This is a genomic window from Taurinivorans muris (genome assembly GCF_025232395.1).
Taxonomy (GTDB): domain Bacteria; phylum Desulfobacterota; class Desulfovibrionia; order Desulfovibrionales; family Desulfovibrionaceae; genus Taurinivorans; species Taurinivorans muris.
In genome coordinates, this window is sequence record NZ_CP065938.1 from 815546 (window position 1) to 827334 (window position 11789).

The 11789-nt window shown below is 42.0% G+C and carries 14 protein-coding genes and 1 tRNA gene; 9 read left to right on the plus strand and 6 right to left on the minus strand.

Going from position 1 to position 11789, the window contains the following annotated elements; all coding sequences use genetic code 11:
• Positions 1-208: 208 nt before the first annotated feature.
• Genes JBF11_RS03855 through JBF11_RS03870 form a run of 4 tightly spaced genes read right to left on the minus strand, consistent with a single transcriptional unit; the run spans position 209 to position 4338 of the window.
• On the minus strand, positions 209-670 hold the full coding sequence (locus tag JBF11_RS03855) for a hypothetical protein (RefSeq protein ID WP_334316064.1): 462 nt from the start codon (positions 668-670) through the stop codon (positions 209-211).
• Positions 671-681: 11 nt separating this feature from the next.
• Positions 682-3384: a DNA mismatch repair protein MutS gene (mutS, locus tag JBF11_RS03860; RefSeq protein ID WP_334316065.1), complete on the minus strand. Its 2703-nt coding sequence runs from the start codon at positions 3382-3384 to the stop codon at positions 682-684.
• A 5-nt stretch (positions 3385-3389) separates the two neighbouring features.
• Positions 3390-3794: a lipopolysaccharide assembly protein LapA domain-containing protein gene (locus JBF11_RS03865; RefSeq protein WP_334316066.1), complete on the minus strand. Its 405-nt coding sequence runs from the start codon at positions 3792-3794 to the stop codon at positions 3390-3392.
• 40 nt (positions 3795-3834) lie between these two features.
• A complete protein-coding gene (locus JBF11_RS03870; protein ID WP_334316067.1) occupies positions 3835-4338 on the minus strand; it encodes an HIT family protein in 504 nt (167 codons plus the stop codon).
• Between the two features lie 122 nt (positions 4339-4460).
• Here JBF11_RS03870 and JBF11_RS03875 point away from each other — a divergent pair, with 122 nt between their 5' ends.
• From JBF11_RS03875 to JBF11_RS03900, 6 genes are all read left to right on the plus strand, one after another.
• Complete coding sequence (locus tag JBF11_RS03875; RefSeq protein ID WP_334316068.1) at positions 4461-4748, plus strand: hypothetical protein; 288 nt, start codon at positions 4461-4463, stop codon at positions 4746-4748.
• Between the two features lie 11 nt (positions 4749-4759).
• Complete coding sequence (locus JBF11_RS03880) at positions 4760-5431, plus strand: response regulator transcription factor (RefSeq protein WP_334316069.1); 672 nt, start codon at positions 4760-4762, stop codon at positions 5429-5431.
• Positions 5412-6776 carry a sensor histidine kinase gene (locus tag JBF11_RS03885; RefSeq protein ID WP_334316070.1) on the plus strand — a complete coding sequence of 455 codons (1365 nt, stop codon included), beginning with the start codon at positions 5412-5414 and terminating at the stop codon, positions 6774-6776. The genes JBF11_RS03880 and JBF11_RS03885 overlap by 20 nt, the downstream gene beginning before the upstream one ends.
• A 139-nt stretch (positions 6777-6915) precedes the next feature.
• On the plus strand, positions 6916-7446 hold the full coding sequence (locus tag JBF11_RS03890; RefSeq protein ID WP_334316071.1) for a PepSY domain-containing protein: 531 nt from the start codon (positions 6916-6918) through the stop codon (positions 7444-7446).
• A gap of 71 nt (positions 7447-7517) precedes the next feature.
• Complete coding sequence (locus JBF11_RS03895) at positions 7518-7871, plus strand: hypothetical protein (RefSeq protein WP_334316072.1); 354 nt, start codon at positions 7518-7520, stop codon at positions 7869-7871.
• A 26-nt stretch (positions 7872-7897) separates the two neighbouring features.
• On the plus strand, positions 7898-8425 hold the full coding sequence (locus JBF11_RS03900) for a PepSY domain-containing protein (RefSeq protein ID WP_334316073.1): 528 nt from the start codon (positions 7898-7900) through the stop codon (positions 8423-8425).
• Between the two features lie 70 nt (positions 8426-8495).
• Here the strand turns inward: JBF11_RS03900 and greA are convergent, their stop codons facing one another.
• Positions 8496-8972: a transcription elongation factor GreA gene (gene greA, locus JBF11_RS03905; protein WP_334316074.1), complete on the minus strand. Its 477-nt coding sequence runs from the start codon at positions 8970-8972 to the stop codon at positions 8496-8498.
• Positions 8973-9159: 187 nt separating this feature from the next.
• On the opposite strand from greA, the gene mnmL reads away from it, so the two are divergent.
• Positions 9160-10134: a tRNA modification radical SAM protein MnmL/YtqA gene (mnmL, locus tag JBF11_RS03910; protein WP_334316075.1), complete on the plus strand. Its 975-nt coding sequence runs from the start codon at positions 9160-9162 to the stop codon at positions 10132-10134.
• Between the two features lie 87 nt (positions 10135-10221).
• On the opposite strand, the gene JBF11_RS03915 is transcribed toward mnmL, so the two are convergent.
• Positions 10222-10298 (minus strand) — tRNA-Arg (locus tag JBF11_RS03915).
• Between the two features lie 123 nt (positions 10299-10421).
• Between JBF11_RS03915 and cobI the strand changes: the two genes are divergently transcribed.
• Both cobI and JBF11_RS03925 read left to right on the plus strand, forming a co-directional pair.
• Positions 10422-11132 (plus strand): precorrin-2 C(20)-methyltransferase, encoded by a 711-nt coding sequence (gene cobI, locus JBF11_RS03920; protein ID WP_334316076.1) that lies wholly within the window; start codon positions 10422-10424, stop codon positions 11130-11132.
• The gene (locus JBF11_RS03925) at positions 11132-11785 is read left to right on the plus strand and encodes a precorrin-8X methylmutase (protein ID WP_334316077.1); all 654 of its coding nucleotides are present in this window, start codon (positions 11132-11134) and stop codon (positions 11783-11785) included. The genes cobI and JBF11_RS03925 overlap by 1 nt, the downstream gene beginning before the upstream one ends.
• Positions 11786-11789: the final 4 nt, after the last annotated feature.

Genomic DNA, 11789 nt, shown 5'->3' on the forward strand with positions numbered 1-11789 from the left:
AACGTTGATTTTCTCTTTTTTTATTTCTACAAGCCTGTCTACCAAATTATCAATACACGCTGTAAACAGCATTGCCCTTTCCGCACCATAGAAGAAACAATACGGATACGAAAACTATACGCTGCCGTCAATTAAAACCATACAGTCAATTATCGGTTTTCCAGCTGTTTTCAGTACCTGTTTTTATAATTCTGATATCAAAATTCTTTTAGTTCACTTCCACAAAATTGCGGGTATCTTCAATAGGCTTGTTGACTTTATACACCGGCGTCATAACATTGGGAAGCCCTGACACGCTGTTGTAAACCACCAGCCGCCAGCGGTAAACAGTGCTCATAGTATGCGGAAACACGGTAAAACCAAAATCCTGCGCCCGTACTCCGCCCCAAACTTCTTCGGGGATTCTCGCATATTTTTCAGCAGGCACAAAAGGACAGCCGATACAGTCTTCAGCAGCCGCCTCAAGCTCCAAAGAAAAAGCCTGCACGTTTTCAAGAGCGCCGACAATGCTTCCCTGCACCGTAAGCGTGCCCTCGCTGTTATAAGTCACAAAAACATTCTGCAAACTGAACAGCTGATTTATTTTCTGCGGCAGGGGGTCTCCCTTTTTCCCGCAAGAAACCAAACAAAAAAGACATACGATACAGCAAAGGGAGAATAGTTTTTTCATACTGTGCCCGATCATAATTTTTCTTTCCATTCAAAAAGCAAACGCATGCAATCAAGAGGTGTCAGCGTGTTCAAATTGATTTCAGCCAATTCTTTTAAAATAGGATTTTCCTTCAAAGCATTTTCAACAAGTTCGGCAGTATTTGCCACGGTTTCCCGTTCCTTATGAAAAGCGTTGGTTTTATCCTCAGAATTTTCAAAATCCGCCACCCCCGGAAGCAAAACCCGCTCCACCCGCTTTTCTGATTTTTCTTTATTTTCTTCAAGCAAAACAAGAAGTTCTTTCGCCCTGTGCACCACATGGGCGGGCACGCCTGCGAGCCTCGCAACCTCGATTCCATAACTCTTGTCGGCAGGTCCTGGAATGAGCTTACGCAAAAAAACAATATCGTTATTCCATTCCTTTATGGCGATATTCATATTGAATATACCGGAAAACTTGTTTTCAAGGGCTGTCAATTCATGGTAATGAGTTGCGAAAAGCGTGCGGACCTGCCCGTTGGCACGTTTTAAAAGTTCTTCCATAACAGCCCAAGCAAGAGCCAAACCGTCAAAAGTGCTTGTTCCACGGCCTATTTCATCTAAAATAACGAAACTTTTCTTCGTCGCCTGTCTTAAAATCCGTGCCGTTTCCATCATTTCAACCATGAAGGTACTTTGCCCTTGGCTGATATTGTCAGACGCTCCGACCCGGGAAAAAATCCTGTCCACTATGCCGATCTTGGCAAACGCGGCAGGAACAAAAGCCCCCATCTGCGCCAGCATGCAAATAAGTGCGGATTGACGGAGCACCGTTGATTTACCCGCCATATTCGGACCTGTGATCAAAAGCAAGCGTTTCTTTTCATTGACAATCAAATCATTGGGAATGAAATGCGACTTGCCGATAACAGCCTCGACAACCGGGTGACGGCCGTCCTTGATTTCAATATCGTTGCCTTCATCCAGCACAGGCTTGGTCCATTCCTTCTTGCGGGCGCATTCAGCCAAAGCCTGCCAATAATCGATTTGAGCGATAAGTCCCGCCATAAACAAAAGTCTGGGACGTTCTTCCGCAATTTTCACGCGCAATTCCTGAAACAAACGATATTCCAATTCATTGCGCTTTTCAGAAGCGGAAATCAATTTGCTTTCCAATTCTTTCAATTCCGGCGTGACAAAACGTTCCGCATTGACCAAACTCTGCCGGCGTTCAAAATAATCGGGCACGGGCTGCTGCTGGGCTCTGCTCAATTCAAAATAATAGCCGAAAACACGGTTATACCCCATTTTCAGCTTGGGTAAATCGGATTTTTCCTGCTCATGCGCCAAAAGTGCCTGCAAACGGGACTCTCCGTGTTCCATGATGTCAATCAATTCATCAAGTTCGGCATGATAACCGGCTTTGAAAAGCATGCCTTCCGTAATTTGCTGCGGAACAACATCAAGCAGCGATTCGGATAAAAGCGTATGAATATCGGCACAACTGTCCCATTTTTTCAGCAAACGCCCCAAACCCTCCGGAACATTTTCAAACGTCAGGCTCTTGTCCGTGGGAAGCGCACCGTCTTCCTGCCGCAAAACATTAAAAATATCGGAAAGAAAAGCCAAACTATCCCGTAAGGCTAAAAAATCTTTGGGTAAAAACCTGTTTACGCTGATTCGGGTCGACAGCCTTTCCAAATCATAAATTTTTCCTAAGAAACCGCGCAATGCCTGCAATTTTTTGGGATTATCGAAAAAATGGCTTACGACATCTTGGTGTACAAGAATCCGGGCGATATCTTTATACGGATACCGCAAACGCTCTTCCAACAATCTTCCGCCCATCGGGGTTTGGCAAAAATCCAGCTCATGCCAGAGCGTTCCGATGCCTTTCTTGCCGTCATAACGCCGGAAAATCTCCAAATTCCTCTCGGTCACTTCGTCAATCACCATGAATTTGCCCATATCCAAAGGCTCAAAGGCGCTCAAATAAGAAGGAACATATTTTTGCGTCTGCTCAAGATATGCCACAATAGCCCCGCATACCCGGACAAGCGCGGGCTTCCTTTCCAAGCCCAAAGCGGAAAGTTCCTGTACCTTTTGCACATCGAGAATACGCTTTTCCGAACGTTTTAAATCAAAATGGCTGGCAGCATTCAAATAAACCAGCTGAACAGCCCCGTTGATTTTGACAAGTTCCGGAATTTCCATACCGGAAGCGACGAGCAATTCTTTCGGATCAACCTTATACACCCATTGCCAAAGCTCGCTTTCCTTGGAAACCTGCACACCCGTCCAAGCTCCCGTCGAAACATCAAGCCACGCGAAAGCCCCCGCATTTTCCTGCCAAAAAGCCGCACCTAAAAAGGTATGCAGTTTTGATTCCAAATTCGCATCGTCAATAACGGTGCCGGCGGTCAAAATCTTGGTTACTTCACGTTTCACCAAGCCTTTGGCTGTCTTAGGGTCTTCCACTTGGTCACAAATGGCGACCTTGTATCCCTTTTCCACCATTTGACTGAAATAGGCATCAGCGGCATGCCAAGGAATGCCGCACATGGGAACAAATTCCCCCTTATGTCTGCTGGTGAGGGCTAACTGCAGTTCCTTAGCCGCAATTTCCGCATCATGGAAAAAAAGCTCATAAAAATCCCCCATGCGGTAAAAAAGAATAGTATCGGGATAATCTTCTTTTATCCTTAAATACTGTTCATACATGGGGGTAAGTTTAAAATTTTCCGGCAACTGCATAAACGTTATTCAGAGGCGCGCAAAACAGAATCCAAACGTTTTTCGGTTGCTTCAAGTTCCGCTTTCAGTTTATTTTCAGATTCCGCATGTTTTGTCTGCAATGCATTCAGCTCGGATTCCACTTTTGAAAGTTTCTTTTCCAATACATTGGCGCGGCGGCGGGCTGACATGGCTCTTGAACTCAGCGTCACCCTGTCCCACATAAGCATGAGAAGCACGATGAACGCTCCGAGAGCAAAGCAAATCAGCATAACGGAGTACAAAGGAAGCGGAATAGTTTCAATAGGGTCAATAAGAAGCAAATCAAGTTTTAAAACAACAGGATCCGCAAATGATGCCTGGTTTTGCACAAAAAACATCATCACGACAAAAAAGATGAGGACCAATAAGAATACTTTTAAATAACGCATAACCACTCCTACAACGTTATCACGATATGGTAAAAAAACATTAATCCATTATTTCTTTAAAAGCAAGAGCAAAAGTTTTTTGCATAGTTTCAAGCCGTTCCGGGATAAGCCGAACATCTGCGACAACGGCAATAAACTGGGAATCCCCTTCCCACCTTGGCACCAAATGCGCATGCAAATGGTCGGCAATGCCAGCTCCCGCCGCTTTTCCCAAGTTTATCCCCATATTGATGCCGTCCGGACGGCAAACCCTGCGTATCGCTTTGCACGAAAGGCTTATTATCTCCATGAGCTCATTGCGCTCCTCTTCCGACAGCTCCGTAATATCCATGCAATGCCTGAAAGGAATGACCATAAGATGTCCTGCCGCATAAGGATACCGGTTCAGCATGACGAAAACCCGCCCGCCTTTATAAACGACGAGCCGCTTTTCATCTTCTTCGGTCAATTCAGGATTAAAACTGTTCAGACAAAACACACAACCGTTGTTTTCCTTTTTTGAGAGAATATATTCCATTCTCCACGGCGCCCACATATTTTGCATAACACCTCCAACAAAAACGCTTATAGCATAAACCGCCATAAAAATAAATTGTGAAAAGCTTGACAAGATAAAAAAAAATAGCCATTGAATAAAAAAATCCAAGAAAAAGGAATAATAGTTTCATGGCTGAGTCACAAGTAACAATTAAAGGAAGCATAGTTCCCCTTTCATTCAATGCCGCAAAATGCAAAGTTGCCCTCAGGACGGTTTCAAATGGCGAGGAAGTGGAATATCCCATTCTCTCAAAAGGGGCGGGAATAGATTTTGTTGACATGGTGAGCAATTTCGTCAGCGCAAAATGTATGCTTCAAGAATGCAGCGAAGAAAGCTGCACCAAAATCCATGTTTGTTCCTATACTGTTTTGGATGAACTTGATGAGAACGATTTGTTCAGCCCTGTCCATGAATAAGACTGCTTATCATGAGAATTTTAGTTGTTGAAGATGACATTTCCTTAAACAGGCTTATCTGCGAAAAACTAAAAAAAGACCATTATTCTGTTGATTCCTGCCATTTAGGCAATGAGGCTCTTCCCTATATCGACGGCGCCGAATATGATTTAATCATTCTGGATATCATGCTTCCCCATATGGACGGTTTGGAAATCCTCTCCGCACTTCGCAAAAAAAACAATTTGACGCCTGTTTTGCTTCTCACCGCAAAAGACAGCATTGACGACAAGGTCAAAGGACTTGACTTAGGCGCAGACGATTACATGGCGAAACCCTTCGCTTTTGAAGAATTATCCGCCCGTATCCGGGTTCTCATCCGCAGAAATTCAAAGCAAGCCCAACATATTTATCAAATCGCGGACCTTGTTCTTGACGACAAGACCAAAACAGTCACACGCAAAAATTCGCCCGTTTCCTTATCCTCAAAAGAATATACGCTTCTTTTCTATATGCTGCTGCACAAAGGGCAGGTTTTATCCCGTGACACACTGAATCAGCATATCTGGAATTACGATTACGACGGAAGCTCCAATATCATTGATGTTTATATCCGTTACCTGCGGAAAAAAATCGACGAAGGACATGAAATAAAACTTATCCATACCATACGCGGACAAGGATATGTCATCCGTGAAGAATGAGATTTTTTCCATGGGCATAAAAAGCAAGCTGACCATTCTTATCAGTATCAGCATTTTTTCGCTTGTTTTCATGTTTTTGACGCTGCTTCTCATCGCGGGAAAAGAACAAAAAGAAACCGCGATAAAAAACCAGCTTATCGCAGCCATTGAAGAAAACGCCCAAAAGATACGTTTTCGCAACAACATATTTGTATTCAATCCGATTTATTTTTTACAGGACAATATCTACACTTCGCTGTATGATGAAGAAAAAGAATTCATTTATGGCGAAATACCGGAAAATTTTCCTTTCTATACGGATTTCACAATAAACACACTCAAAAAAACTGAACATTTTTATGTTTATGATATCCAGAAAGAAGTGCAGGGAAAGAAACTTTTTGTCCGGGGCGTAATCTCCATCGCTTCCGCAAGGCAAACATTCAGCATACTTTTTTTCACCATTCTTGCTTTTTTGCCTTTGATCGCGCTTTTGACCATTGTTTTAGCCCGTGTATTCATTGACAAATCTTTTAAACCCATTGAACACATCATTGCCACTGCGCAGGAAATCCAAAACAAGAAAAATTTTTCCCTGCGCATAGGTCTGCCCGGTAAATCCCATGATGAGATCCATGCTCTCGCCCAAACCTTTGACACATTATTTGAAGCGACAGAACAAGCTTTTATCAAAGAAAAACAATTCACTTCCAACGCCTCCCATGAAATCCGCACACCTGTCAGCGTAATTATCGCCCAATGCGAACTTGCGCTTGAAACTGAACAAAACAAAGAAAATCAAAAAGCGCTCGGCACCATTTTATGGAACGCCAAAAAAATTTCACAGCTCACAAGCCAATTGCTTTTGCTCAGCAAAGCGGAGCAAAATGCCGACATACTGGAACGTGAAAAAATAAATATCAGCGAACTTTTTGAAATTATTGCGGAACAGCAGCAGGAAATTGCAAAGGAAAAAGGTCTTGATTTTTCCTATTCCGTTGAAAATTCAATCTTTTTCCATGGCGACCCCGCGCTTTTGACAAGCGCTTTAATCAATCTTTTCTCCAATGCCATACGCTACAACAAAAAGCACGGAAAAATCAATTTTTCGCTCAGCCAAGGCAAGAACTTCATCCATGCCAAAATTTCAGATACGGGAATCGGCATTTCAGAGCAAGATCTGCCCAAGATTTGGGAACGTTTTTATCAGGCGGATAAAGCACGCAATAAAAAAGAATATATCGGTTTCGGTTTAGGTCTGCCTTTAGTAAAATGGATTATTGAAGCCCATCAAGGAAAAATAAGCATTTCTTCCGCTTTGGGCAAAGGAACCATAGCCCGCTTCACGCTTCCAAAAAATATATAAAAAAAAAATTCATTTTTTAATTTTCTTTTAATCTTTCTTTCATATTGTCTAGTCATGGACAATGAGTTGTCTAAAAAAATAACTGTTCCTCCCACACGGAAAATCACATACACATAACGGAACAGGTAAGGAGAAAATTATGAAAAAATCAACAATCATCACTTCATTATCATTTGCAGCTGCGTTACTTGTCATGGGAACTTCAACAGCATTGGCGGAAATCAGCCCGGACCAAGCAAAAGAAATTGCGCTGAAACACGCAGGAGTAAACCCGAATGAAGCGACCATGCTCAAAATCGAAAAAGATTTTGACGACGGCATCACCGAATACGAAATTGAGTTTTGGAAAAACGGCACGGAATACGATTACACAATCAATGCTGACACAGGTAAAATCATTAAAAACAAACAAGAAATGAAACATCGCAACAACGCTATGCACAATCAACAAAATCAAAATCAATATATCGGCGAGCAAAAAGCGGCTGATATCGCATTAAAACATGCCAACCTCACAGAAAAACAAACCCGCCGTTTGCATTGCACACAAAAATTCGATGACGGCAGACAAATCTACGATGTGAAATTTTGGAAAGAATACACGGAATATGAATACGAAATCGATGCATTGACCGGTGAAATCATCGAATTTGAAATTGACGAAAAATAAGCTGTCACAAAACCTTTGCGGGATACCCCGCAAAGGTTTTCATGCATCATACCGATTATACGAGGAATATTATGTTCAAATCCGTCAAACGAAGCTATTACTGCGAAAACTGCAATCAGGAAACGTATTTGGATTTCAAAAACAAAAAAAATTGCCCGAAATGCAAATCAAATCTTATTCCGCTAAACTGCAGCCAAGAAGAATTTCAGGAATACTCACCGGAAGAAAAGGAAATCATTATTGAATCAAGCCTATTGCAGGAACGCACCAAAAACAAACACTTGCAGTGCGCAATAAAAAATCCTAAACTAAGCCCTGAAGAACAAATTCAAAAAATAGCCAATGATGTCACAGTGATAAAATGGAGCATACTTGGCTTTGCAGGCATTTGCGTTCTTATCTATCTTTTTGAAGAATTTCTCTAACATGCAAAATAAAAACAAATAACCCTATGAAAAACAAAATTTATGCGCTTTTTTTACTGTTTTTGTCTTCTTTGCCCCATTTTGCCCATGCAGAACAAAGCGAAGGAACAACCATGGAAGAAGCGAAGCAAATTGCCTTAACCCACGCCCGACTGAAAGAAGATGAAATCCATTCCCTCAAAATCGAAAAAGAATTTGACGGCAATATCCTGCAATATGAAATAGAATTTTACAAAGATGATATTGAATATGAATATGCCGTCAACATTGAAAACGGAAAAATCATACAATACAGTTATGAAAAAAACAGTGCGTCCATAACGCCGTTTCAGCCTGATAACGCAATTTTGCCCATACGAAAAATAAAGGAAATTGCTTTATCCCATGCGAAAATCAAAGGGGACGAAGCTCATTTCATAAAAATTTCTCAAGAAATTAAACGTGGTTACAACATATATACATTAAAATTCATACATGACGACCTTGAATACAACTATGCAATCAATGCTGTGAACGGCGAACTGATCGAATATAAAGTCAAGGATTACCGTTAAAACAAAAGATTACTATTAAAACAAAAAAGCCGAGTAAACCCGGCTTTTTTGTTTTAATGGCGAAATAATTTTACGCACCACGAAATTCAATAGACAAAATTTCATAGGTAACACGGCCTTTCGGAATATCAATGGTGATTTCCTCGCCTTCTTCGTGTCCAAGCAAGGCACTGCCGACAGGGGAACTGATAGAAATGGAGCCTGACGCAAAATCGGCTTCATCGGGACCAAGCAGGGTAAATTCTTTTTCTTCATCGGTATCAATATCAACAACTCTCACCGTTGCGCCAAAAATAACCTTATTGCCGCTCAGCGTATTTAAATCCACAACATTGAAAGCCGATAATTTTGATTCAATATAATTAATGCGGGCTTCTAAAAAACCTTGGCGTTCACGAGCAGCATCATATCCAGCATTTTCTTTTAAATCACCTTCTTCTCGTGCTTCTTTAATCGCTTGAATCACAATAGGACGTTCCTTTTTTAAGCGATCAAGCTCTTGTTCAAGTTTTTGATAGCCTTGTACGGAAATTGGAGTGTTACTCATGATAATATCCTTAAAAATAAAAATAAAAAACACCCAACATCTGCTAAAATGCGGGGCGTTACACACAACGTGAAGATTTCTTATAGCCTATTTCAAGGATACAGTCAAGGAAAAGCAAAAAAGAAAAACATTTCTCAATACCATATTAATCGCTTGCCAAATTGAAACAAGTTGCTACAATTTTTTCATGAAATCACATTATCTTTATTATTCCTTTGATGCATGGCTCAAAAACAGGCATAAGGCGAAAGTACAAAAAATTTCCCTTGACGCCCATGCAGGCTGCCCCAACAGGGACGGTACCATTCAATACGGAGGCTGCACGTTCTGCAATGCGGACGGCTCCGGTTCCGGGCTTATGCAAAAAGGACTGAGCCTTACCAAACAATGGGAATACTGGCTCAATAAATTCAGCAAATCAGACAGGCTCAAAAACACAAAAAATTTTCTCGCCTATATGCAGTCCTATTCCAATACTTACGGCTGTCTTGAAAAATTGGAAAAAATGACAACAGAACTGGCAAGTTTGGAAAAATGCGCCGGATTTTCCATCGGCACCCGTCCCGACTGCATTGATGAAGAAAAGCTCCGGCTTTTGGCTTCGCTGCCCTTTCAAACAAAATGGATAGAATTCGGCATACAATCCATGCACGACGAAACCCTCAAGCGCATACGCAGGGGGCATTCCGTGCAATGCTCGGTGGACGCCATAACACGTTCACGCAAGTACAATCTCAATGTCTGCGTCCATCTTATGGCGGGGCTTCCAGACGAAACAAAGGAAGATTTTCTTGATACGGTGAGGGAAGTGTGCAAACTTCCCGTTCAAGGCATAAAACTCCATGGGCTGTATGTTTGCAAAAACACACAGCTCGCAAAAGATTATCGTGCAAATGCCTATACGCCTATGGAACAGGAAGACTACATCAGACTCATTTGCGACGCATTATGCATTATTCCCTCAAATATCGCCATTCACAGACTTACTGCTGATTGCCATGATGAGGAACTCATCGCTCCCGAATGGGCGAAACTCAAAGGGCATATCGTTCGGGGCATTGAAGGGCTTCTTTTTCATGAAGGAAAATGGCAAGGCTGCAAAAATGATGTTCCTTTTGAAAATCCCTATACAGCCTTATACAAAAAACTGGAACGGTTATGATGAAATCCGCCTGCCGTACAGGTGTTTTTTATGCTAAAGCGGCAAAAAAAAGACTTACCATTTTGCATGATAAGTCTTTGAAATAAATGGCGTGCCTGACAGGAATCGAACCTGTGGCCTTAAACTCCGGAGGTTTACGCTCTATCCAACTGAGCTACAAGCACGCAAGGCAACCAATATGCTCTAAAAATAATTTTTTGTCAAACAACAAAACGGCAATAAATTGCCATTTGACGAATAAAATCCTCTATGCAATAATATCGCATACTTCAGCAAACAGGAAAGATATGAAACTTGGAAAATTATACGGGGTGGGCATAGGGTCCGGCAATCCGGAATATTTGACGCTGCGCGCCTGCAAAATTCTAAAAGAAGCGGACACGGTCTTTACAGTAATTTCCCAAAATGCAAGCGACAGCGTTTCCAAATCTGTTGTTGAATATGTCAAGCCCCAAGGAAAAATCGAACTTTTAATTTTCAGTATGGCAAAAAACAAAACCGACCGGGAAAACCAAGTTGCCGCTAACGCCAATAAAATTCTGGAAGAATTGGAACAAGGCAAAAATGTCGCCTTTGCAACACTCGGCGATGCCATGACTTACAGCACTTTCGGTTATGTCTATAAAATCATAAAGGAAAAACACCCCGATATATCAATCGAAATCATTCCGGGAATAAACTCATTCACAACCCTTTCAGCCATAAGCCAAAAAGTTTTGGCGGAAAACCGCCAAACCCTCCATGTCGTTCCATCCTTTAAAGAAGAAGACATTGAAAAAATCGAATTTCCGGAAAATTCCACCACGATTTTATTAAAAACCTACCGAACACGGGAAACGCTTCTAAAACGCCTGCAAAAAGAAAAGGAAAAACATCCCGGGCTTGAAATCATTTACGGCGAACATCTTGGCTTGGAGAGTGAACGCTTGGCTTTTTCCTTGGAAGAAATCAAAACGATTCCGGAAACATACCTTTCAATGATCATGGTGAAAAAATAATGGGCATACAATGGACCTTATCGGCAGGCGAAATCGAAAAAGAAAGTTTTCGCATAATTTTTGAAGAAACCCAAAATACGCCCCTTGCAAAACTTCCTCCCGCGGAATGGAAAATCGCAAGAAGGCTTATCCACACAACAGCGGATCTGCATATCGCCGACACCTTGGTCTTTTCCGGTAATCCCATTAAAGCCGGCATTGAAGCCCTTTTATCCGCAAGCCCTATTTTTTGCGATTCCAAAATGATACGCTCTGGACTGTCCATGCAGAAACTGCAATCCATTAATCCCGATTATTCCGAAACGCACTTGCTCTGTTCCATAAGCGACAGCGATGTTATTGAAAAAGCCCAAAAAGAGAATAGGACACGGGCCCTTTGCTCCGTGGAGAAAAATAAGGACAAACTCGACAATGCCATTGTGCTGATCGGCAACGCCCCTCTTGCTCTTGCCCAAATATGCCAATATGTTTTAGACGGACTGGTAAAACCCGCCCTTATTGTCGGCATGCCTGTCGGTTTTGTCAATGTCGTGGAATCAAAAGAACTTTTAACCCAATGCCCCGTCCCTTACATTTCCCTTTTAGGCAGACGCGGAGGCAGCGCCTTAGCTGTGACAACCCTGCATGCCATTATGGAAAATATTTTAAAATAACAGT

Bases quoted from the DNA above. Each gene is read 5' to 3' on its own strand.
- JBF11_RS03890 (WP_334316071.1), top strand. From the start codon at position 6,916: ATGAAAAAATCAACAATCATCACTTCATTATCATTTGCAGCTGCGTTA.
- greA (WP_334316074.1), bottom strand. From the start codon at position 8,972: ATGAGTAACACTCCAATTTCCGTACAAGGCTATCAAAAACTTGAACAA.
- mnmL (WP_334316075.1), top strand. From the start codon at position 9,160: ATGAAATCACATTATCTTTATTATTCCTTTGATGCATGGCTCAAAAAC.
- JBF11_RS03875 (WP_334316068.1), top strand. From the start codon at position 4,461: ATGGCTGAGTCACAAGTAACAATTAAAGGAAGCATAGTTCCCCTTTCA.
- JBF11_RS03895 (WP_334316072.1), top strand. From the start codon at position 7,518: ATGTTCAAATCCGTCAAACGAAGCTATTACTGCGAAAACTGCAATCAG.
- JBF11_RS03880 (WP_334316069.1), top strand. From the start codon at position 4,760: ATGAGAATTTTAGTTGTTGAAGATGACATTTCCTTAAACAGGCTTATC.
- JBF11_RS03865 (WP_334316066.1), bottom strand. From the start codon at position 3,794: ATGCGTTATTTAAAAGTATTCTTATTGGTCCTCATCTTTTTTGTCGTG.
- JBF11_RS03900 (WP_334316073.1), top strand. From the start codon at position 7,898: ATGAAAAACAAAATTTATGCGCTTTTTTTACTGTTTTTGTCTTCTTTG.
- JBF11_RS03870 (WP_334316067.1), bottom strand. From the start codon at position 4,338: ATGCAAAATATGTGGGCGCCGTGGAGAATGGAATATATTCTCTCAAAA.
- cobI (WP_334316076.1), top strand. From the start codon at position 10,422: ATGAAACTTGGAAAATTATACGGGGTGGGCATAGGGTCCGGCAATCCG.
- JBF11_RS03925 (WP_334316077.1), top strand. From the start codon at position 11,132: ATGGGCATACAATGGACCTTATCGGCAGGCGAAATCGAAAAAGAAAGT.
- JBF11_RS03855 (WP_334316064.1), bottom strand. From the start codon at position 670: ATGAAAAAACTATTCTCCCTTTGCTGTATCGTATGTCTTTTTTGTTTG.
- mutS (WP_334316065.1), bottom strand. From the start codon at position 3,384: ATGCAGTTGCCGGAAAATTTTAAACTTACCCCCATGTATGAACAGTAT.
- JBF11_RS03885 (WP_334316070.1), top strand. From the start codon at position 5,412: ATGTCATCCGTGAAGAATGAGATTTTTTCCATGGGCATAAAAAGCAAG.